The sequence below is a fragment of the Streptomyces sp. NBC_00335 genome (assembly GCF_036127095.1).
GTDB lineage: Bacteria > Actinomycetota > Actinomycetes > Streptomycetales > Streptomycetaceae > Streptomyces.
This window is the reverse complement of record NZ_CP108006.1, coordinates 3,145,794-3,163,775: the sequence shown is the minus strand read 5'-3', so window position 1 is coordinate 3,163,775 and position 17,982 is coordinate 3,145,794. Positions and strand designations below refer to the sequence as shown.

The 17,982-nt window shown below is 70.6% G+C and carries 16 protein-coding genes; 7 read left to right on the top strand and 9 right to left on the bottom strand.

Annotated features, from left to right (window positions below; all coding sequences use genetic code 11):
* Positions 1 to 16 precede the first annotated feature (16 nt).
* The gene (locus OHA37_RS13925) at positions 17 to 2,434 is read left to right on the top strand and encodes a galactose oxidase-like domain-containing protein (RefSeq protein WP_266905113.1); all 2,418 of its coding nucleotides are present in this window, start codon (positions 17 to 19) and stop codon (positions 2,432 to 2,434) included.
* 83 nt (positions 2,435 to 2,517) lie between these two features.
* Positions 2,518 to 3,609: a Vgb family protein gene (locus tag OHA37_RS13920; RefSeq protein WP_266905111.1), complete on the top strand. Its 1,092-nt coding sequence runs from the start codon at positions 2,518 to 2,520 to the stop codon at positions 3,607 to 3,609.
* 58 nt (positions 3,610 to 3,667) lie between these two features.
* Here the strand turns inward: OHA37_RS13920 and trhA are convergent, their stop codons facing one another.
* On the bottom strand, positions 3,668 to 4,354 hold the full coding sequence (trhA, locus tag OHA37_RS13915) for a PAQR family membrane homeostasis protein TrhA (RefSeq protein WP_266905109.1): 687 nt from the start codon (positions 4,352 to 4,354) through the stop codon (positions 3,668 to 3,670).
* 219 nt (positions 4,355 to 4,573) lie between these two features.
* On the opposite strand from trhA, the gene OHA37_RS13910 reads away from it, so the two are divergent.
* Positions 4,574 to 6,415, top strand: a complete 1,842-nt coding sequence (locus tag OHA37_RS13910) for a phosphoenolpyruvate carboxykinase (GTP) (protein WP_266905107.1) — start codon at positions 4,574 to 4,576, stop codon at positions 6,413 to 6,415.
* Positions 6,416 to 6,481: 66 nt separating this feature from the next.
* Here the strand turns inward: OHA37_RS13910 and OHA37_RS13905 are convergent, their stop codons facing one another.
* The 4 genes from OHA37_RS13905 to OHA37_RS13890 are packed head-to-tail and all read right to left on the bottom strand — an operon-like array spanning position 6,482 to position 10,978.
* Positions 6,482 to 7,087, bottom strand: coding sequence for a hypothetical protein (locus OHA37_RS13905; RefSeq protein ID WP_266905105.1), 606 nt, complete (start codon positions 7,085 to 7,087; stop codon positions 6,482 to 6,484).
* Positions 7,074 to 8,693 carry a substrate-binding and vWA domain-containing protein gene (locus OHA37_RS13900; RefSeq protein ID WP_266905103.1) on the bottom strand — a complete coding sequence of 540 codons (1,620 nt, stop codon included), beginning with the start codon at positions 8,691 to 8,693 and terminating at the stop codon, positions 7,074 to 7,076. Before OHA37_RS13900 ends, OHA37_RS13905 begins: the two co-directional genes overlap by 14 nt.
* A 5-nt stretch (positions 8,694 to 8,698) precedes the next feature.
* On the bottom strand, positions 8,699 to 9,883 hold the full coding sequence (locus OHA37_RS13895; RefSeq protein WP_266905101.1) for a toxic anion resistance protein: 1,185 nt from the start codon (positions 9,881 to 9,883) through the stop codon (positions 8,699 to 8,701).
* 15 nt (positions 9,884 to 9,898) lie between these two features.
* Positions 9,899 to 10,978, bottom strand: coding sequence for a substrate-binding domain-containing protein (locus OHA37_RS13890; protein WP_266905099.1), 1,080 nt, complete (start codon positions 10,976 to 10,978; stop codon positions 9,899 to 9,901).
* A 143-nt stretch (positions 10,979 to 11,121) separates the two neighbouring features.
* Between OHA37_RS13890 and OHA37_RS13885 the strand changes: the two genes are divergently transcribed.
* Positions 11,122 to 11,655, top strand: coding sequence for a hypothetical protein (locus tag OHA37_RS13885; protein WP_266905097.1), 534 nt, complete (start codon positions 11,122 to 11,124; stop codon positions 11,653 to 11,655).
* 208 nt (positions 11,656 to 11,863) lie between these two features.
* Here the strand turns inward: OHA37_RS13885 and OHA37_RS13880 are convergent, their stop codons facing one another.
* The gene (locus OHA37_RS13880) at positions 11,864 to 12,262 is read right to left on the bottom strand and encodes an SCO4983 family protein (protein WP_266905095.1); all 399 of its coding nucleotides are present in this window, start codon (positions 12,260 to 12,262) and stop codon (positions 11,864 to 11,866) included.
* A 301-nt stretch (positions 12,263 to 12,563) separates the two neighbouring features.
* Here OHA37_RS13880 and OHA37_RS13875 point away from each other — a divergent pair, with 301 nt between their 5' ends.
* Positions 12,564 to 13,676, top strand: a complete 1,113-nt coding sequence (locus OHA37_RS13875) for a polyprenyl synthetase family protein (RefSeq protein WP_266905093.1) — start codon at positions 12,564 to 12,566, stop codon at positions 13,674 to 13,676.
* On the top strand, positions 13,673 to 14,314 hold the full coding sequence (locus tag OHA37_RS13870) for a biliverdin-producing heme oxygenase (RefSeq protein WP_266905091.1): 642 nt from the start codon (positions 13,673 to 13,675) through the stop codon (positions 14,312 to 14,314). The genes OHA37_RS13875 and OHA37_RS13870 overlap by 4 nt, the downstream gene beginning before the upstream one ends.
* Before the next feature lie 79 nt (positions 14,315 to 14,393).
* On the opposite strand, the gene OHA37_RS13865 is transcribed toward OHA37_RS13870, so the two are convergent.
* Positions 14,394 to 15,605, bottom strand: a complete 1,212-nt coding sequence (locus OHA37_RS13865; protein WP_266905089.1) for a pyridoxal phosphate-dependent aminotransferase — start codon at positions 15,603 to 15,605, stop codon at positions 14,394 to 14,396.
* Positions 15,606 to 15,874: 269 nt separating this feature from the next.
* Between OHA37_RS13865 and OHA37_RS13860 the strand changes: the two genes are divergently transcribed.
* Positions 15,875 to 16,282, top strand: coding sequence for a hypothetical protein (locus tag OHA37_RS13860; protein ID WP_266905087.1), 408 nt, complete (start codon positions 15,875 to 15,877; stop codon positions 16,280 to 16,282).
* Positions 16,283 to 16,352: 70 nt separating this feature from the next.
* On the opposite strand, the gene OHA37_RS13855 is transcribed toward OHA37_RS13860, so the two are convergent.
* Both OHA37_RS13855 and OHA37_RS13850 read right to left on the bottom strand, forming a co-directional pair.
* On the bottom strand, positions 16,353 to 16,631 hold the full coding sequence (locus OHA37_RS13855; protein ID WP_266905085.1) for a DeoR family transcriptional regulator: 279 nt from the start codon (positions 16,629 to 16,631) through the stop codon (positions 16,353 to 16,355).
* A gap of 2 nt (positions 16,632 to 16,633) precedes the next feature.
* Positions 16,634 to 17,896 carry a PTS transporter subunit EIIC gene (locus OHA37_RS13850; protein ID WP_266905084.1) on the bottom strand — a complete coding sequence of 421 codons (1,263 nt, stop codon included), beginning with the start codon at positions 17,894 to 17,896 and terminating at the stop codon, positions 16,634 to 16,636.
* Positions 17,897 to 17,982 lie beyond the last annotated feature (86 nt).

The following is a 17,982-nucleotide window of genomic DNA, read 5'->3' as shown; positions in this document are numbered from 1 at the left end:
CGAAGGGATGCTCCCCATGGAGTGGAAGATCCGGCGCAGGGCAAGGTGGCGGGCCGCTCTGCTGGCCGTCGGGGCGATGACCGCGGGCCTGCTGCTGACCGCGCCGCAGCAGGCCACGGCCGGACCGCCCAACCTGCTGACCAACCCCGGTTTCGAGACGGCCGGCCCGGCCGGCTCGGACATGCCCTCCTGCTGGTCGAAATCCGGCTGGGGCGACAACGACTTCAGCTTCACCACCGTCGCCAGCGCGCACTCCGGCACCAAGGCGATGAGGGTCTCGCTCACCCGCCGGGTGGACGGCGACCGCAAGGCCCTGGTGACCGAGAACGGCACCTGCGCCCCGACGGTCGTACCGGGCCGCCAGTACGACCTGTCGGCCTGGTACAAGTCGAACACCCCGGACGTGTCGGTGACGGTGTTCCGCCACGACACGACGGCCGGCTGGCAGTACTGGACCGATCTGCAGAATCCCCCCGTCAGTGCGGCGTGGGCGCGCACGTCGGTCCGTACGCCGGCGGTCCCTCCGGGCACCGACAAGATCGTGTGGGGTCTGTCCGTCTACGGGGTGGGCACGCTCACCACGGACGACTACGCGCTGGAGGAGGTGGCCGTACCTCCGCCGCCGGCCACCTGCACGGGCACGGCCACGGAGTGCGCGAAGGGCAAGTGGGAGGTGATCGCCGCCAAGAACCCGGTGCGCTCCATGCACGCCGTCGTGCTGAAGAACGGCAAGGTGCTGCTGATCGCGGGCTCGGGCAACGACATCGCCCAGTTCAACGCGGGCACCTTCACCTCCGCCGTCTACGACCCGGCGAACGGTTCGTTCAAGACGATCCCGACGCCCGTGGACATGTTCTGCTCCGGTCACGTGCAGCTGTCCGACGGCCGGGTGCTGGTGATGAGCGGCAACAAGGGCTATCCGTCGGCCGACGGCACGATCGGTTACCAGGGGCTGAAGGACTCGTACACCTTCGATCCGGCGACCGAGAAGTACACGAAGACCAACGACATGAACGGCGGGCACTGGTACCCGTCGGCGACGATCCTCGGCAACGGTGACGTGATCTCCTTCGGCGGACTGAAGGAGGACTCCACGGGCAACGTGACCGCGGAGAAGTTCTCGGCGGCGCAGAACAAGTGGCTGCCGATGAACGAGGTCAACCAGACCTGGTCGTACTGGGGCCTGTACCCGTCGATGATCCTGATGCAGGACGGGCGGCTCTTCTACTCGGGCAGCCACACCTTCGGCAACGGCACCCAGGGCACCGGTGCCTCCGTCTACGACTACGCCGCCAACACCATCACGGACGTGCCGGGCCTGCGGAACAAGGACCAGCGCGACGAGTCGGCGAGCGTGCTGCTGCCCCCGGCGCAGGACCAGCGGGTCCTGACCATCGGCGGCGGCAACAACGAGACCAACCCGGCCGCGAACCGGATCACCGACATCATCGACCTGAAGCAGCCGAGCCCGGCCTACACGGCCGGCCCGGACCTGCCGCAGGGCCTGGTCGACCAGGGCGCCGGCAAGCGCCCGCAGACCGGGGCCGAGGGCAAGATGTACGTGTCCGCCGTGCTGCTGCCGGACGGCAAGGTGCTGGAGACCGGCGGCGCCCTGCACGACCGGGCCGACCCGGTGTACGAGGCCTCGTTCTTCGACCCGGTGACCAACACCTACCAGCCGGGACTGGCCGCCGACCCGATCCCGCGGGGGTACCACTCGGCGTCGTTCCTGATGCCGGACGGCCGCGTCATGTCGGTCGGGGACAACCCGGGCAACGGCACGTACAACAACAACGTGTCGATCTACAGCCCGCCGTACCTCTTCAAGGGCGCGCGCCCGCAGATCACTTCGGTGATCGACAACCAGTGGGTGTACGGGGACACGCAGCGGATCACCGTCAACCGGGCGGTGGCCAAGGCGGAGTTGATCCGTCCGGCGGCGGTCACCCACTCCTCGGACCCGAACCAGCGGTTCGTGGACCTGCCGCTGACGGTCGTCAACGGCACCACCATCGACCTGAACGTCACCAGCAACCCGAACCTGGCGCCGCCCGGCTGGTACATGCTCTTCGCGGTCGACGCGAACGGCGTCCCGTCGATCGCGCAGTGGGTGCACCTGGGCGGCCCCTCCGCCTTGGCGGCCACCGCCGAGCCCCCGACCGCGCACGAGCACACCTTCGCGAACGAACTGGGCGCTCCGAAGAAGAACCCCGCGAAGCGGGACTCGGCTCCGGTGGCCCCGAGCGTGGCCGGCTGCGACCGGCACTACGGCACGGCCAACGTGTGCGTGCCCACGCGGTTCCCGGCGGAGGTGAAGGCGACCACGAAGGCCCGCTGCGACTGGCTGGCCGCCCACAAGTACCCGGCCCGCCTGAAGGTCAACGGCAGCGACCCGCTCCGCCTCGACCCGGACGGTGACGGATACACCTGCTGAGCACCCGTGCAGGGGGGTAGGAGCACCCGTTTGACAGCCCGTCAAAGCCATCCGGAATAGGACGTTCCTTCTACCTTGGGCCCATGCCCGAGACCCCCCTGCTCAGCCCGCGCCGCCACCGAGCTCCGGCCCGGTGGCGGCGCCTGGCCGTCCTGTTCGCCTGCACCTTGCTCAGCGTGCCCGGCCCGGCCTTCGCCGGGCAGCACGGGACCGGCGGGACCGGTGGAGCCGATGGATCCGATGGGAACCCCGTCGGAACGATCGTCGAGTTCGCCGTGCCGACCGAGGGCGGAAGCCCGGTGGGCGTCACCGGCGGCCCCGACGGGAACGTGTGGTTCACGATCCAGACGGCGTCGGTCAACAAGATCGGCCGGATCACGCCGCACGGCAAGATCAAGGAATTCCCCCTGCCCCACCCCGAGCGGTTCCCGGACGACATCACCTCCGGCGCCGACGGCAACCTGTGGTTCACCGAGCCCTTCCACAACCACATCGCGCGGATCACCCCGCAGGGCAAGGTCACCGAGTTCCCGCTGCCGCAGGCGGACAGCTTCCCCTACGGCATCACCAGGGGGCCGGACGGGAACGTGTGGTTCACCGAGAACGCGGCCAACAAGATCGGCCGCATCACGCCCCGCGGCAAGATCACGCAGTTCCCGCTCCCGCCCGACAGCCAGCCGTACCGGATCACCACCGGCCCGGACGGGAACCTGTGGTTCACCTCGCCCTTCACCAACAAGATCGGGCGGATGACGCCGCGCGGCGAGGTGAAGGAGTTCGCCCTGCCGAATCCCGACGGCGCCCCGTTCAACATCGCCGCCGGCCCGGACGGGAACCTCTGGTTCACCGACGGCGGCGCCCCCGCCAGCGAGGTCGGCCGGATCACTCCGCGCGGCGACGTACGGCGCTTCCCGCTGCCGGACGTCAACAGCGGCCCGATCGGCATCGCGGCGGGCCCGGACGGGAACCTCTGGTTCACCGAGTCCAACCGCAACCGGATCGGCCGCATCACCCCGCGCGGCGAGCTCACCGAGTTCCCGCTGCCCACCCCCAACCTGGACAACACGCCGTTCCACATCGCCAAGGGTCCCGACGGGAACATGTGGTTCACGGAGCTGGTCGGAAACAGGGTGGGACGCGTGACGGTCGGCGGCCACGGCCACGGCAAGCCCTGAGTCCTCCCTTTCGGACCGTGCGGGAGCAGGACGGCCCGCACGGTCCGGAGGAGACGGCTCAGTGCGTGTACGCGGCGATCGAGATGCCCACGTAGTGGGCGACGAAGGCGGCCAGGGTCAGGGAGTGGAAGACCTCGTGGAAGCCGAAGAAGCGGGGGGAGGGGTTCGGGCGCTTCATGCCGTAGATGACGCCGCCGACGCTGTAGAGCAGGCCGCCGACGATGACCAGGACCAGGACGGCGATGCCGCCGGTGCGCAGGAAGTCGGGGAGGAAGAAGACCGCCGCCCAGCCCATGGCGATGTAGCAGGGGGTGTAGAGCCAGCGGGGGGCGCCGACCCAGAAGACGCGGAACGCGATGCCGGCCGCGGCCGCGATCCAGACCGCCCACAGGAGGGTCCGGCCGGTGGAGTCCGGCAGGAGCAGCACGGTCAGCGGGGTGTACGTGCCCGCGATGATCAGGAAGATGTTGGCGTGGTCGAGCCGCCGCAGGACGGCCTCGCCGCGCGGGCCCCACGTACCGCGGTGGTAGACGGCGCTGACTCCGAAGAGCAGGCACGCGGTGAGGATGTACACCCCGCAGGCCACCCGGGCCCGGGTGGAGTCGGTGAAGGCCATCAGGACGAGGCCGGCGATCACCACGGCGGGGAACATGCCGGTGTGCAGCCAGCCGCGCATGAGCGGCTTGGCCTCCTGATCGGCGGGTTCGACCACCGGAGCGGCCACGGCAGCGGCATCAGAAGTCATGGCCGCCATGCTACCTACGGGTGCGTAGGTTTCCGTTAGTGCGCTTTACGGAAGATTGACCGGAGTGGCGATGCTCACGTGAGAGGCCCTCTGGACATATGCGCACACGCACCGGATGATCAGATGAGTGCGGTCGACACCGGATGAGCGGAGCGCGAAGCGTCCGGGTCGCGGCCCCCACGGGGCAACACAAATCAAACCCCTCAACAAGGAGCGATCGTGGCGCGCGACATCGCGGCTGGCACCACTTCCGAAGTCCCCACCAAGCACCAGGAGCTCGTGTCCTGGGTCGGGGACATCGCTGCCCTGACCCAGCCGGACCGCATCGTGTGGTGCGACGGCTCCGAGGCCGAGTACGAGGCCCTCTGCGAGGAGCTCGTCTCCAAGGGCACCTTCAAGAAGCTGGACCCGGCCAAGCGCCCGAACTCGTACTACGCCGCCTCCGACCCCTCCGACGTCGCGCGCGTCGAGGACCGGACCTTCATCTGCTCCGAGAAGGAGGAGGACGCGGGCCCGACCAACCACTGGAAGGCCCCTTCCGAGATGAAGGAGCTCTTCGCAGGGAAGGGCGAGGAGGGCGGCATCTTCCGCGGCTCCATGAAGGGCCGCACGATGTACGTCGTCCCCTTCTGCATGGGCCCCCTCGGCTCCGAGCTCTCCGCGATCGGCGTCGAGATCACCGACTCCGCCTACGTCGCGGTCGCCATGCGCACCATGACCCGCATGGGCCAGGCCGTCCTCGACGAGCTCGGCACCGACGGGTTCTTCGTCAAGGCCGTCCACACCCTCGGCGCTCCGCTCGCCGAGGGCCAGGACGACGTGCCGTGGCCCTGCAACACCACCAAGTACATCTCGCACTTCCCCGAGACCCGCGAGATCTGGTCCTACGGATCGGGCTACGGCGGCAACGCCCTGCTCGGCAAGAAGTGCTACGCCCTGCGCATCGCGTCCGTCATGGCCCGCGACGAGGGCTGGCTCGCCGAGCACATGCTGATCCTCAAGCTCACCCCGCCGGCCGGCGAGGCGAAGTACATCGCCGCCGCCTTCCCCTCCGCCTGTGGCAAGACCAACCTCGCCATGCTGGAGCCGACCATCCCCGGCTGGACCGTCGAGACCGTCGGTGACGACATCGCCTGGATGCGCTTCGGCGAGGACGGCCGCCTCTACGCGATCAACCCCGAGGCCGGCTTCTTCGGCGTCGCCCCCGGCACCGGCGAGCACACCAACGCCAACGCCATGAAGACCATGTACGCGAACACCGTCTTCACCAACGTCGCGCTCACCCCCGACGGCTCCGACGTCTGGTGGGAGGGCATGACCGAAGAGGCGCCCGCCCACCTGATCGACTGGAAGGGCAACGCCTGGACCCCGGAGTCCGACACTCCGGCGGCCCACCCGAACGCCCGCTTCGCCGTCCCCGCCTCCCAGTGCCCGACGATCGCCGCCGAGTGGGAGGACCCCAAGGGCGTCCCGATCTCCGCGATCCTCTTCGGCGGCCGCCGCGCCTCCGCCGTGCCGCTGGTCACCGAGTCCTTCGACTGGAACCACGGCGTCTTCATCGGCTCGAACATCGCCTCCGAGAAGACCGCCGCCGCCGAGGGCAAGGTCGGCGAGCTGCGCCGCGACCCCTTCGCCATGCTGCCGTTCTGCGGCTACAACATGGGCGACTACATGGGTCACTGGGTCGACGTCGCCAAGGACAAGGACCAGGCCAAGCTCCCGAAGATCTACTACGTGAACTGGTTCCGCAAGAACGACGCGGGCAAGTTCGTGTGGCCCGGCTTCGGCGAGAACAGCCGCGTCCTGAAGTGGATCGTCGAGCGCCTCGACGGCACCGCCGAGGGCGTCGAGACCCCGATCGGCATCCTGCCGACCGTCGCCTCCCTGGACACCGACGGCCTGGACCTGCCCGCCGCCGACCTGGAGTTCCTGCTCACGGTCGACAAGGAGGTCTGGCGCGACGAGGCCTCGCTGGTCCCCGCCCACCTGAACACCTACGGCGACCACACGCCGAAGGAGCTGTGGGACCAGTACGAAGCGCTCGTCGAGCGCCTGGGCTGATCGAGCCCCCACCGAACCCCTGCGGCCGGCTGTCCCCGGCCACGGGCTGACGCGGGATTCCCCGACCTAGGATTCCCTGCGACCTTCCAAATAGGTCGTGTGCGTCTGCGGACGGCGGGCCTCCGTTTCACGGAGGTCCGCCGTCATGCGTTCCGCTTCCTCCCGCAGCAGCGTCAGCTGCCGCTCCAGGTGGCGCTCGGGCGATTCGCCGCCCGCCGTGAGCCGGGTCCACCAGCGGGTCCTGTTGTAGGTGTCCACGCACTCCGGCACGTCCGTGCGGATCGCCCGGGTCAGCGCGTGCACCGCCTCCGGGTCGGCGGCCAGCACCCCTGCCACCCAGCCCGGCTCCAGCATCGCCGCGTACAGCTCCAGCAGCGCGGTCAGCACCTCGGAGGGCTCCGACGGCAGGTCCACCTCGCCGACGTACTCCTGGAGGCGCACGAAGTCCTCCCGTACAAAGCCCAGTTGCTCGGCGGGCTCCGGCGGTACCGGTGGCGCCGCCAGGTCCGGCGGGGCGATGAGCGCGCCCGCCCCGTACAGCCCGGCGACCACCACCGGCCAGTACGTGCCGGCCACCCCGGTGAGGGTCAGGCCCACCCCGACGAGCCCGCAGGCGCTGCCGGCCAGGTTCTTCTTCGATTCGAGGTAGGCGAGCGCCCTACTGGTAGCCACGGATCTCCTCGAAGGCTCCGTCCAGCGAACCGTTGCCGTCGGTGGCGTCGAAGAGCCGCCCGCCGGTCAGTTCGGTGATGTGGGCGAGTTCCTTGCGGTCCGAGTCGCCGAACAGCACCGCGAAGACCGGGGTGTGCTTCTGCGCCTCGGGCAGCTCCGCGTAGAAGGCGTCGAAGTGCTTGGCGCCGGCGCCCGCGGTGTTCTCGCCGTCCGTCATCAGCACGATCGAGGTGAAGGCTTCGGCGTTGCCCTTGCCGAGCTGCTGGTACGCCGCCTCCAGGCTGCTGTAGATCGCCGTGCCCCCGTCCGGCTTCAGCGCCTTCACGTCCCCCCGGATCGCGTCGAGGGCGGGGCCGGGGTTGCCCGGCTCGACCGTGTGCGTCAGGACCTTCTTCACCTTGTCGCCGAAGGGCAGCAGGGTGACTTCCTCGCGGTCGCGGAACCGCTCCCCGGTACCCGAACTCCCGGTCCCCGTCAGGTCGGTGAGAGCCGACTTCAGCCGGCCGATCCGGTCCTCGTCGGCCATCGACCCCGAGGTGTCCAGCACGTACACCGTGCGCGAGGGCCGGCGCAGTTCGTTCTCGTAGCTGGCCAGCAGGCCGTCCGCCACCGAGCGGGTGCCCGGGAAGGGCAGCTCCCGCCGCTTGTCCGGGTTCAGTCCGGCCGCCGGGGTCACCCCGGCCGCGACGGGCCGCCGGAAGGTCTTCTCGGTGATCGCCTTCTGCGCCTCGGCGCCCCGCAGGTACTCGGTCAGCACCCGCCCCGACTCGCGCGCCCCGGCCGGGGCCGAGGTCAGCAGGGTCAGCGGGTAGTGGGCCGTGACCACGCCGTCCAGCGGCCGGATCACCGTCAGGTCCGTCTTGGCGTCCCGGTTCATGGACAGCAGCACCGACTCGTAGTTCACCAGCGCGTCCACGTTCCCGCGCTGGGTGTACGCGGTGGCCAGCCAGCCCGAGGAGCCCGAGGTCAGCTTCTGCCCGGTGAAGAACTCCTTCAGCTTCGGCTGCGCCTTCGCGACGTCCGCTCCGGTCAGTGCCGCCTGTGCGCCCGAGAGCCCGGAGGCCACCGAAATCAGTGCGGAGAAACCGGAGTTGGAGCGCACCGGGTCGGTCATCCCGTACGTCAGCTTCCCGCCGGCCACGGCCTCGTGGACCGCCGACCAGGTCACCGACCCGGGCTTCCAGCCCAGCCGGGCCAGCGCCTCGGGCTTCACGCCGAGGGCGACGGGCGAGGACATCACCGGGGTCTCGCTCGACAGCTTGCCCACGGCTTCCGGCCGCAGCCTCAGGTAGTCGTTGGAGGAGAGCCAGACGGCGTCGTACTTGCCGTCCGCCTTGCCGGAGGCGATCTGCTCGACCGCGTCCAGGGTGCCCGACATGGTCAGCTCCACGGCGACCCCGGTGGAGGCCTTCGCGGCCTTCAGCACCTCGTCCATGTCGGACAGCTCGCTGGAGGCCAGCACGCGCAGCTTGCCCTCCTGGTAGGCGGTCTGCTCCGGCTTCCTGCCGTCGGACTGCTCCGTGCACGCGCTCGCCCCGAGCAGGGTGGCGGCGAGCGCCACCGCCGCGGCGAGCCGTCGGCGCATCACAGCACTGCGGATGCTCATGCCGTTCATCGGGCCTCGCCGCCTTCCAGGGCGCTCGCCGTGCGGGTGCGCGCCAGGTACGCGGAGGCGTGTCGGAGTTCGCCGGTCAGGGACTCCACGGTGGCGGCCATGTTCTCGGTGGCCTGCACCTTGAAGGTGTCGATGGTGTCGAGCGTCTTGTAGATCTGGGCGAAGGCCGTCCGCAGCGTCTGGGCGCCGACGGCCGGGTCGGCGGCGATCCGCTGGATCTCCCCGCTCTGCGTCGAAAGCATCTCCGCGTTGCCGCGGATCAGGCCCTCGGTGGTGTCGCGCAGGGTGTTGATCTGCTTGATCACCTCGCCCTGGGTGTTCAGTGCCTGCGCCAGCATCACGGCGATCCGCAGCGCGGACACCGTCGTGGTCGCGGCCCGGTCGACGCCCTTGATCAGCTCTTCGTTGTTGCGCCGGACCACGTCCATCGCCAGGTAGCCCTGCGCGCAGACGGCCAGCTGGGTCAGCAGGTCCTGGTGCTTCTGCCGTACGGGGAACAGCACGTCCACGCGCAGCGCGTCGGCCTGTTGCGGGTCGCTCTGGCCGGCGATCCGCTGTTCGACGGCCGCGTCCAGGGCCTCGGTGAGCACGGCGTACTCCTGGAGCTTGCCCATGGTTTCCCACAGGCGGGCGCGCTCGGTGTGCAGGGCGGCGTTGTCGCGCCGCAGCTCGTCCTGTCCGCCGCGCAGCGCGCCGACGATCCGGTTGAGGGTGGCCTGTGAGGAGGCGTACTTGGCCACGTGGTCGCGGAACTTGTTGCCGCCGGGCAGCTTGGAGAGGAGCTTGCGCACGCCCTTGGTGGAGCTGTCGCTCGGGTCCAGGTCCTCCACGGTGCGCCGCAGTTCGACCAGGGAGCCCGCGACACGGGCCTGGGCGTCGCCGCCGCCGTCCGTGCCGAGGGAGCGTACGGCCCGCTCCAGCATGCGGTTGGACTGCTGGGCGGCGCCGCGGATGTCGGCGGAGCCGAGGCCGGCGATCTCCCCGATGCGGCCGGCGAACTCGGGGGAGCGGCTGTCGATGCCGGCCAGCGAGTCGACGTACTCCCCGGCCCGGCGGGCCATCTCCTCGCGCACCCCGTCCTGGAGCGGCACCAGGCCGGAGGCCTGCTCGCGCCGGACGGGGGCCACGGGCTCGGGAGCGGTGAGGACGAGCGGGCCGTCTTCGGGTGGTGTCAACGTCATGGTGTTCTGCTCCCCCTATCCCTTGGCCCGCGCGGCCATCGCCATCAGGACCTTGACGGTCGGTGCGCTGACCTGGCGCAGGCCGGTCAGCCCCGAGTTGAGGTACGCGGTGTACGGCGCGGTGGCCGCGTTGAACTCGGCGACCCCCTCCGTCGGCCGGAAGCCGTGGCGGACCACGAGCGAGCGCAGCCTCGGGTCGGTGGCCAGCAGGGAGCCGAGCTCCTTGGCCTTCTCGCTGATCGGCACGAAGGTGTGCGGGGAGTTGACGGTGGTGTCGGGGTACAGGACGACCATGTCGCCCGGATCCTGCTTCTGCTGGAGCAGGCTGGCCACTTGGGACTCGTAGGCGAGGATGAGCGGTTCGCCGCTGCCGCTGATGAAGGCGCGGAAGGGGCCGTCGGTGCTCTGCTCCATGGCGCCCTGGACGGAGATCAGCTTCTTCATCAGGGGTGCGGTCCGGTCGATCCCGGCGTCGTTGGCTACGACGGTCGTGCCGTTGGCGACGTTCGAGGCGGTGGCGAGGAAGAGGGCGCCCGAGTTGGAGGTGGTGGGGTCGGTGGTCTTGATGAACACCGTGCCGGTCAGCTCGGGGTAGGCGCTGGTCCCGCCCTGGAGCTCCTGCCACTTCTTGTCCTCGGCGGCGGCCTTCAGGAAGGGGCCGAGGAGGAGGGTGCCGGAGTTCTTGCCGGTCGTCTTCGCGAGGCCGTGGTCGGCGAGGACCTTGGCGGCGTTGGCGCGGGCGATGACGACGAGCGGGGAGAAGAAGGGCTTGGTGTTCTGGGCGCCCTTCACTCCGGCCGCCGCCTCGATCTCCGTGGCCGGTTCACTACTGCTGGGGAAGGCGAAGTCGAATTCCTTCAGGGCGAGTTGGTCCATCGCCCAGGAGCCCGAGGTTTCGGCCTTCACGGTGTAGCCCTTGTCTGCAAGGGCCTTGACGACGTCGGGGTCGCGGAAGAACTCGGACTTCTCCGAACCGATGACGCCACGCACGGTCTTCGTTGCCGTGCCCTCCGGCTTCTTTCCTCCGATGGCGATGACGGCTATCACGCCGCCGACCAGGAGGACCGCCAGGGCGATTCCTAGGATGCGTCTCACGGGTGCAGAGTGCTCGCGGAAACCCACATTCCGCGCTGAGTTGGGTGAACGCGAGGTGACGAGGCGGTCCCACTTCGAAATGCTGTGTGGGCCCGTGGGTGCTGGTGACCGGGGCGGGCTGCCGGGAGGATCGTGTCATGGGCGTGAGCGCGTTGAAGTGGCAGGGCTGGCTGGTCGCCCTGGTGTTCGTGGCGGGACTGCTGGTCTTCGCCCCGCTGGGGCTGTACGTGTGGGCCGGCGGCGCTCCCGCCGCGCGGCCGGCGGGGGCGGCGCGGGGTGACGTACGGATCACCGGGTGCCGGATCGATCCGGCGAGCCGGCGCGTGGTGGCCTCCGTCGAGGCGGTCAACGGCTACCCGGAGCGGGGGGCTTACGTCGTCACCGTGGAGTTCCGCGAGCCGTCGGCGCCGACTCGCCCCGGAGCCCCGCCCCGGTCAGGTGCCCCGGCCGCGCGGGGCCCGCAGGCGCTGGTGAGGGTCCCGGGTGTTCGCCCGGCCGCGGTGGAGCACGCGGAGGCCTTGGGGCCGGTCTGGCCTCCCGCCACGATCCCCTGGTGCGGCATCGCGGCGGCCGAGTTCGCCCCGGACCCGCCCTTCGCCCGTTCCCTGGGGCTTGGCCCCGGACCCCACGCCTCAAACGCCGGCGAGGCTGGATCTTCCAGCCCGTCCGGCGGTTGAGGACCGGGTCCGGGCGGAGCCCGGGGAACGGGCGAAGGGCGGGTAGGGGACCTCGCCCCGCAGGGCCGGTCCCGGCACGCCGGGCGGCCCGGCCGCAGGCCCGTAGGGGCTCAGGCAGACGCCGGGCAGCGGCGAGGAGGGTGGCACGTTCAAGCCCCGCAGGGCATGGCGCCCGGTCCGGAGCCTCCGCGGCCCCGGACCGGGGCCGTCAGTGGGCGCCGACGAGATCGAGCGCGGCGGCGTGCGCGTCCATCCGCTCGGCGGCGAGGATCGCGACCGTGGTGTCGGCGCGGGACGCGGCGACGAGCAGGGCGCGGGCGGCGAGGTCGTGGGCGCGCTGGTGCAGCGAGGCGACGGCTTCGGCGTCGGGCTCCCGGCCGGGCCGCTGGGGCGCGCGGGCGGGCTGGGCCCCGCGCAGGCGGGTCACCTGGGCGGCGACGGCGGCGGCGGCCTCGTCGAGGCCGAGCTCGTCGGTCACGGCGAGCAGCGCGGCGAGGTGCCCGGCGAGCTGGATGTCCAGGGCTTCGGCGCGGCTGCTGCGGGGGTAGTCGCTGCGGTGGGCGCCCATGCGGGGGTCGACCGCCTTGGTGCGAATCGGCTCGTACACGGATGCCTCCTGCGTGGTCAGGAGACCATCCTACATTGGATTGGTTCTAAAGTTGAGTTGAATCTTGTCCCTTGTGTCGCCTTTGGCGTCACCCGTCGTGTGTCGATATTTCGATCACGTCTGTCGGCTTGAATGCCTCTTGTGGCGGTCGGGGAACGGCCCCACTCTTCTGCTTTCGGTGCCCGCGTGCGGGTAGTCCTTGCGGGCCGATGTTTCATGAAGTTCGGGGTGGGCGGTAATGGCTGGGACGAGAGACCTGCCGGATGCGCGGGACGCATCCGGTATATCCGCGGTAGAGACAGTGGTACGGAGCGATGCGGCGCTCCTGGAGGACGACCTGGCGGCCTTCCTGGCCTCCCTGACGAGGGCGGAGGCGTCCGCGCCGGAATCGGTGTACGAGGCGGTGCTGGCGCGTTCCCTCTACGCGCCGGTCGCCGACGCCGTCGGCTCGAAGGTGGGCCAAGCGGCCCTGGCGCCCAGCGCGGGCGCCCCCGCGGGCCGGGCCCCGCTGCGGCCCTCGATGGTGTTCTGGGCCTACCGCAACTACCGGGGCTTCCCCGGCCGGGCGGGCGAGGAGGCCTCCCCGGCGGACCTGGCCGCGGTCCGCCGCGCCGCCGTGGCGGTACGCGTGCTGCTGAAGGCCGCGGTCGCCCTCGACGACATCCAGGACCGCAGCGGCCTCCGCTACGGCGAGCCCGCCCTCCACGTCGCGCACGGCGTCCCGCTGGCCCTCAACACGGGTTCCCTGCTGATCACCGCGGCCCTGGAGCACGCGGCCGAGCCGGCCGTCGTGCGGAGCCTGCTGCAGTCGGTCCGCCGGGGCCTCACCGGCCAGGCCGTCGACGTCGCCACGCGCACCGCGCTCACGCGCGCCGAGCTGACGGCAGCGCCGCTCGCCGAGCGGGTGGCCTTCTGGGAGTCGATGGCCGCGCTCAAGACGGGCACGCTGTTCTGGATGCCGCTGGACGCGGCGGTGGCGGCCCTGGGTGTGGTGGAGGACGAGCGGCGGGTCCTGGACGAGGCGATGCGGAGCCTCGGACTGGCCAGCCAGCTGTTCAACGACCTGACCGACTTCGTGCCGGGGTTCGGCGGCCGGGGCACCCACGAGGACTTCGGCCAGCTGAGCAACCGGGTCTTCCTCGGACTGCTCGACTCCGCGCCCGCGGACCTGCGCGCCTCGGGCGAGCTCGTCGGGGCGCGGCTGAAGGAGTTCGTCCTCGGCCATCCGGACCTGCGGGAGACGCTGCTCGCCCTCGCGGCCGAGGCCGTGGAGCGCAAGCGCACGGCGATGGAGGCGGTGCGCGGCGTGTGCCGCAGCGAGCAGAGCGCGCGGTACTTCGACGTGACGATCGAACGCAAGGGCCACCTCATCGACCGGCTGTACGCGACGCTCCTGAAGGGGGAGGGCGCATGAGTCCCACGGGCTGCCACACGCTGGTCGAGCGGATCCGGGCGAGCACCCGTACCCGGCACGCGGACCTGGAGGGCACGGCCTTCTCCACCGCGATGCTCGCCGGGACGCTTCCGCTCGACCGGTACGTCGGCCAGCTCGCCGCCTACCGCGTGGTGCTGAAGGTGCTGGAGGAGGAGCTCTCCCGCGCCACGGGCCCGTGCGTCACCTCGGTGTGGTCGGCGGACCTGGTCAAACTGCCCCTCATAGACCGCGACCTGATGTTCTTCGCCGAGGACGGCGTGTTCCCGGTGCCCGTCGCGGCCCCGCAGGCGGAGGCCTTCGCGCGGGAGGTCCGCGCCGCCGCGGCCTCGGACCCCCTGCTGCTGCTCGGGTTCCTCTACGTGCTGGAGGGCTCCACGATGGGCGGCATGTTCCTGTGCCGGTACGTCGCCGAGGCCTACGGGCTGAGCGGTACGGACGGCGTGGCCTACTACGCGAGCGGCGACCGCGAGCGCTGGGCCCGCTTCACGGCGCGCCTGGACGAGGCGCTCCCCGGGCCGGGGGAGCAGGACGAGGTGATCGCCGCCGTCGGGCGCGCCTACCACCACGTCGCCGCGATCACCGGGGCCCTGTCCACCGGACTGGTGGCCGCCCCGTAGAACGGGCGCGGCCCCCGTGCGCGGCCCCGTACCTACGGGGCTCGCGCACGGGGGCCGTCCACAGGTGCCCCGGGGGCTACTACGGCTGGCTGTACCCGTCGAGGAAGTTGCCGATCCGGGTGACCGCGTCGGCGAGGTCCTTCGCGTTGGGCAGGGTCACGATGCGGAAGTGATCGGGCTCGGGCCAGTTGAAGCCCGTACCGTGCACGACCATGATCTTTTCCTCGCGCAGCAGGTCGAGGACCATCTGCCGGTCGTCCTTGATCTTGTAGACGGACGGGTCCAGCTTCGGGAACAGGTACAGCGCGCCCTTGGGCTTCACGCAGGTGATGCCGGGGATCTGCGTCAGCAGGTCGTACGCCGTGTCGCGCTGCTCCAGGATCCGCCCGCCGGGCAGCACCAGGTCGTTGATCGACTGCCGGCCGCCGAGCGCCGTGGCGATGGCGTGCTGGGAGGGCATGTTGGCGCAGAGCCGCATGTTCGCCAGGATCGTCAGGCCCTCGATGTAGGACGAGGCGTGCTTCTTGGGCCCGCACACCGCCATCCATCCGGACCGGTAGCCGGCGACGCGGTAGTTCTTGGAGAGCCCGTTGAAGGTGAGCGTCAGCAGGTCCGGCGCGATGGCGGCCGTGTTGGTGTGCGTGGCGCCGTCGTAGAGGATCCGGTCGTAGATCTCGTCCGAGCAGACGATCAGGTTGTGGCGGCGCGCGATGTCCGTGAGCCCGCGCAGCATCTCGTCGTCGTAGACGGCGCCGGTCGGGTTGTTCGGGTTGATGATCACGATCGCGCGGGTGCGGTCGGTGACCTTGCGCTCGATGTCGGCGAGGTCCGGCATCCAGTCGGACTGCTCGTCGCAGCGGTAGTGCACGGCGGTGCCGCCGGCCAGGCTGACGGAGGCGGTCCACAGCGGGTAGTCCGGCGCCGGGACGAGCACCTCGTCGCCGTCGTCGAGCAGCGCCTGCATGGACATCTGGATCAGCTCGGAGACCCCGTTGCCGATGTAGATGTCCTCGACGTCCAGGTCGATGCCCTTGGTCTGGTAGTGCTGCATGACCGCGCGGCGCGCGGAGAGCAGCCCCTTCGCGTCTCCGTAGCCGTGGGCGGTGCCCAGGTTGCGGAGCATGTCCTCAAGGATCTCCGGCGGGCACTCGAAGCCGAAGGCCGCGGGGTTGCCGGTGTTGAGCTTGAGGATGCGATGACCTGCTGCTTCGAGCCGCATCGCCTCTTCGAGCACGGGGCCGCGGATCTCGTAGCAGACATTGGCGAGTTTCGTTGACTGGATCACCTGCATGACGGGAGCTTACGGGTCCGGATGCGGGTGCGCTCCGCTTTGTGACCGGGAGCGGAGGGTCGGCCGGTGGACCGTTATGTCCCCTTTCGCGCAAAGCTTGGGTGTGGGCCGCGAGAGCCCTTGGAAACCGGGGCCGCCGCCCGGCTCCGGCCTGCGGAATGGGTGGGTCCGGCCGAGGGGGCCGGAACGGTGTTGCGCTCGTCACCCTGTCGGCTCCTATGGTGTCCGCGGCGCGCGGCAGTGATCAAGGAGAGCGGGGAATGCGGGAGATGGGCGATGCGACAGCGGGCGGCGCGGGTTGCGCGGGCGGACCGAAGGCGGGGCCGAAGGCGGGCCTCCCCTCGGTGCTGCGCTTCGCGACGGAGCTGTGCGCCTGGGTGGCGGCCCCGTGGGCGCTGGCCGGCTGGTCGGTGACGGCGGCGGTGGCGAGCGTGGTCCTGCTGATCGGGCTGCCCACGGTGTTCTCGACCCCGGGCGACAAGGCCCAGGTGATCGTCGCGGTGCCGGGCGGGGTGACCATCGCGCTGGTGCTGCTCCAGCTCGTCGTGGCCGTGGCGGCGTCCTGGTCCGCCTGGCCCGCGTGGGCGGCGGTACCGGTGACGGCCCTGGCGGGAGCCTGCCTGGTCGCGGAGCGGGCCCGGTGGCGCGGGCTGCTGCCGGCGACTGCGCGGGCCTGAGGAACGCGAAAAAGGGGCGGGGCACCACCGGTCGGTCGGTGGTGCCCCGCCCCCGTTCTCGGGGCGGATCTCAGGCGGCCGGGGCCGTCGAGGCCGTCGGATCCACGGGTCCTACGGGATCCGGGGGCCCTACGGGATCCACGGAATCCGCTCCGGAGCGGATCCGGCGGACCAGCCCCCGGGCGTCCAGGTGTTGGAGGTCCCGGTGGATCGTCATCCGGCTGACGCCCAGTTCCCGTACGAGGTCCGCGACCCGTACGCGGCCCTTGGTCCGTACCGTGCCGGCGATCAGCTCGCGCCGCTCCTCGCAAGGCAGTCCCCGTCCGGGGGTGCGCTGCGCCCGGGGCACGGTTACTTCGCCTCGGCCTTGAGGATCTCGGCGAGCTCCTCGTCGGACTCGCGGCCCGGCGTCGGCAGGTTCCACTTGGTGATGGCGAAGCGGAAGACGAAGTAGTAGATCGCCGCGAAGCAGAGGCCGATGCCGGCCAGGCCCCACGGGTTGGACGCGATGCCGAGGTTGAGGACGAAGTCGATCGCGCCGGCCGAGAAGCCGAAGCCGTCCTTCATTCCGAGCGCCCAGGTCAGCGCCAGGGAGACACCGGTCAGGACCGCGTGGATCGCGTACAGCACCGGGGCGATGAACATGAAGGTGAACTCGATCGGCTCGGTGATGCCCGTGACGAAGGCGGTGAGCGCGAGGGAGAACATCATGCCGCCGACGACCTTGCGGCGCTCGGGGCGGGCGCAGTGCACGATCGCGAGGCAGGCGGCCGGGAGGGCGAACATCATGATCGGGAAGAAGCCGGTCATGAACTGTCCGGCGGTCGGGTCACCGGCGAGGAAGCGGGCGATGTCGCCGTGGGCGCCGTTGTACTCGCCGGCCTGGTACCACGGGAAGGAGTTCACCAGGTGGTGCATGCCGACCGGGATCAGCGCGCGGTTGACGACGCCGAAGATGCCCGCGCCGACGGAGCCGGAGTTGACCAGCCATTCGCCGAGACCGTGGATGCCCTTGCCGAGCACCGGCCAGATGAGGCCGAAGACGATGCCGATGACCAGGCCCGCGAAGGAGGACAGGATCGGGACGAGGCGGCGGCCGCCGAAGAAGCCCGCCCAGTCCGGCAGCTTGGTCCGGTAGAACTTCTGGTACAGCAGGGCGGTGACGATGCCCATGACGACACCGCCGAGGACGCCGGCGTTGACCGGAGCGTCGATCATGGCGAACTTGTGGTCGACGACCGCCTCGATCTGCGGCACGTTGCCGTCGCTGAACTTGCCGAGCACGCTGGCGAAGACCACGTAACCGGCGACGGCCGCGAGGCCGGTGGAACCGTCGGACTTCTTCGCGAAGCCCACCGCGATACCGACGGCGAACAGCAGCGCCAGGTTGCCGAAGACGGCGTTGCCGCCGGCGGCCATGTACTTGGCTATCTCGTTGACCCAGTTCGGCATCGACGCGCTGCCCAGCATGTCGTCGTTGCCGAAGCGCATCAGCAGCGCGGCGGCCGGCAGCACGGCGATCGGCAGCATGAGGCTGCGGCCGAGGCGCTGCATGACCGCCATGGCGGCGGAGTTCTTCTTGGCAGACGTGGCCGTCTGCTCGGCTGTACTCACGGTTGCTTCCTCCAGAGGAAACGGGGTGTGTTGCCAAGGCAGGCAGCGCTTGTGTGGGCTGGGCAACAGCGAAGGAAAATGCGCTA

Bases quoted from the DNA above. Each gene is read 5' to 3' on its own strand.
- OHA37_RS13925 (WP_266905113.1), top strand. From the start codon at position 17: ATGGAGTGGAAGATCCGGCGCAGGGCAAGGTGGCGGGCCGCTCTGCTG.
- OHA37_RS13920 (WP_266905111.1), top strand. From the start codon at position 2,518: ATGCCCGAGACCCCCCTGCTCAGCCCGCGCCGCCACCGAGCTCCGGCC.
- trhA (WP_266905109.1), bottom strand. From the start codon at position 4,354: ATGACTTCTGATGCCGCTGCCGTGGCCGCTCCGGTGGTCGAACCCGCC.
- OHA37_RS13900 (WP_266905103.1), bottom strand. From the start codon at position 8,693: ATGAGCATCCGCAGTGCTGTGATGCGCCGACGGCTCGCCGCGGCGGTG.
- OHA37_RS13895 (WP_266905101.1), bottom strand. From the start codon at position 9,883: ATGACGTTGACACCACCCGAAGACGGCCCGCTCGTCCTCACCGCTCCC.
- OHA37_RS13870 (WP_266905091.1), top strand. From the start codon at position 13,673: ATGAGTCCCACGGGCTGCCACACGCTGGTCGAGCGGATCCGGGCGAGC.
- OHA37_RS13865 (WP_266905089.1), bottom strand. From the start codon at position 15,605: ATGCAGGTGATCCAGTCAACGAAACTCGCCAATGTCTGCTACGAGATC.
- OHA37_RS13860 (WP_266905087.1), top strand. From the start codon at position 15,875: ATGGGCGATGCGACAGCGGGCGGCGCGGGTTGCGCGGGCGGACCGAAG.